The organism is Deferribacterota bacterium (assembly GCA_034189185.1).
Classification (GTDB): domain Bacteria; phylum Chrysiogenota; class Deferribacteres; order Deferribacterales; family UBA228; genus UBA228.
In genome coordinates, this window is the sequence record JAXHVM010000240.1 from 1 (window position 1) to 2213 (window position 2213).

General features: G+C 33.3%; 2 protein-coding genes. Both read left to right on the top strand.

Annotation, left to right across the window (positions count from 1 at the left end; all coding sequences use genetic code 11):
• The first annotated feature begins 212 nt into the window (after window positions 1-212).
• Complete coding sequence (locus SVN78_10405) at window positions 213-737, top strand: NapC/NirT family cytochrome c (protein ID MDY6822018.1); 525 nt, start codon at window positions 213-215, stop codon at window positions 735-737.
• 11 nt (window positions 738-748) lie between these two features.
• Window positions 749-2131, top strand: coding sequence for a multiheme c-type cytochrome (locus tag SVN78_10410; GenBank protein MDY6822019.1), 1383 nt, complete (start codon window positions 749-751; stop codon window positions 2129-2131).
• Window positions 2132-2213 lie beyond the last annotated feature (82 nt).

Below are 2213 nucleotides of genomic sequence, written 5' to 3' on the forward strand. Positions count from 1 at the left end.
TCATTATATTAGTAGTCTTATAAAAGAAAATTTAAAATCAATCTAATATAAGATTTCCAATTTATGCTACATAATAATTTATAAAATTATTGTTAACATGTAAATTATTTCTAAAAATTTATTAGATTATACTTAAACAATCTAAAAAAAGTAAAAAATTTTTAATAATTTTGACATTGATTATCATGTTATACATTAATTATAATTAAATTATGAAATTTCAATTTAAATATATTTTATTTATCCTTATTGGTATAATTTTAGCAATACCAATTTTTAGCATGTCATACTACACTTTAGTTCGAACTTCAACTCCACAATTTTGTGTTAAATGCCATGAAATAGAATATGCATATAAAACATGGAAAACCTCTTCGCATGCTTATAACTCAAAAGGTGTAGTAGCAGATTGCATGGACTGCCATCTGCCAGCTCCGCAAAACTTATTTCAATTTTTCTACATGAAAACATTACATGGAGCAAAGGATTTATTAGCACATTTTATGATTGAAGAATATGACCATGAAAAAAACAGAAAAAAGGCTTATCAATCTATAGAAAACGAACAATGTTTAAAGTGTCATAGAAACATACTATATATGCCTTATAAAAGAGGCGCAATGCTTGCTCATAGAACAATTTTATATGCAAAAGAAGGTTATGAAAAAAAATGTACTGACTGCCACAAAAACTTAGTGCACAACATGAAAAATTTTTATACACATAAAGAATTTTAAGGAGGATTTCTATGAGATTAAGTTATTCAATATTAGTTATTTTAATTATTTCACTATCCTTAAATACTGCTTACGGTGAGTCTAAAGAAAAATTAAGTAGTAAAAAAGTTAAAGAATATAGGATAGAAAGAAGTATTTCAAAAGAAGCGCGTGCATGTATAGAGTGCCATAAAGTAGAAACCCCGGGTATCTTTAATGATTGGGCAAATAGTAGACATGCTAACGCAAATATAACGTGTATAGATTGCCATTTAGCAGATGATGCTGATAAAGATATAAGTACCTCTCACGAAGAAGAATATGATAAAAATAAAAAATATTATGAGCTAAAAGTTCCTGTCTCTGCGGTTGTTACACCAAAGGATTGCTCTAGGTGCCATCCTGACGAAGTAAAAGAATACGAACGAAGTAAACACGCAAATACACTTGATATAATATGGAAGATTGATCCATGGTTAAAAAAAGGAATGGCAAGCGATAATGAACGTATTGCAGGATGCTACACTTGCCACGGCTCAGTGGTAAAGCTAGAAAAAGGTAAACCAACTAATGACACATGGCCTAATGTTGGTGTTGGTAGAATTAACCCTGATGGAAGCAAAGGGAGCTGTTCAAGTTGTCACACTAGGCACAAATTCTCTGTTGCAGAAGCAAGAAAACCAGAAGCATGTGGACAATGTCATTTAGGACCTGATCACCCACAAATGGAGATTTATATGGAGTCAAAACATGGCGATATTTATAAAACTGAAGGGGACGAATATAATTGGACTGCAGCAGGCGGTACCTGGACAGCTGGCGTTGACTTTAGAGCACCAACGTGCGCCTCTTGCCATATGTCTGGCTCTGGAGATGTCGCAACAACACATGATGTTACAGAAAGGTTATCATGGGAATTGCAAGCACCATTAACTATCCGTCCTTCGGAGTTTAAACCCCTTCCAGCAAAAACAGATTGGGCTATTGAACGAGACAAAATGAAATCAATTTGCAAAGACTGCCATGGTGAAACCTGGGTAGAAAATCATTATAAGCGACTAGATAAAGTAGTTCATGACTACAATGAATTATATTACAAACCTGCTAAAATAAAATTAGACGAATTATATAAAAAGGGATTGCTTGATGATAGTAAATACTTTGATGAGCCCTTAGAATGGGAATTTTATGAGTTGTGGCATCACGAAGGTAGAAGAGCAAGAATGGGAACAGCTATGATGGGGCCAGATTATGCTTGGTGGCATGGTTTTTATGAATTGAAAAAAAGGTTTCTACACTTTATGAAAAGCGCAGCTGAGCTACTGGAAAATAACAAAAAATCTTTTAAAACCACCATCCCGGCTTCAACAGGTACTACAACAAAACCATTTGAGGAAAATAGTGAGAGCAACTAGACGAAACCTATTAAAGGCAGCAGTTGCTAGCCTTGTAGGCACACAAATAAACTTGAAATATTTTGACTATGCAAACGCAAAA

What these genes read in the sequence shown, in the direction of transcription:
- SVN78_10405 (MDY6822018.1), top strand. Translation starts at nt 213, where the DNA reads ATGAAATTTCAATTTAAATATATTTTATTTATCCTTATTGGTATAATT.
- SVN78_10410 (MDY6822019.1), top strand. Translation starts at nt 749, where the DNA reads ATGAGATTAAGTTATTCAATATTAGTTATTTTAATTATTTCACTATCC.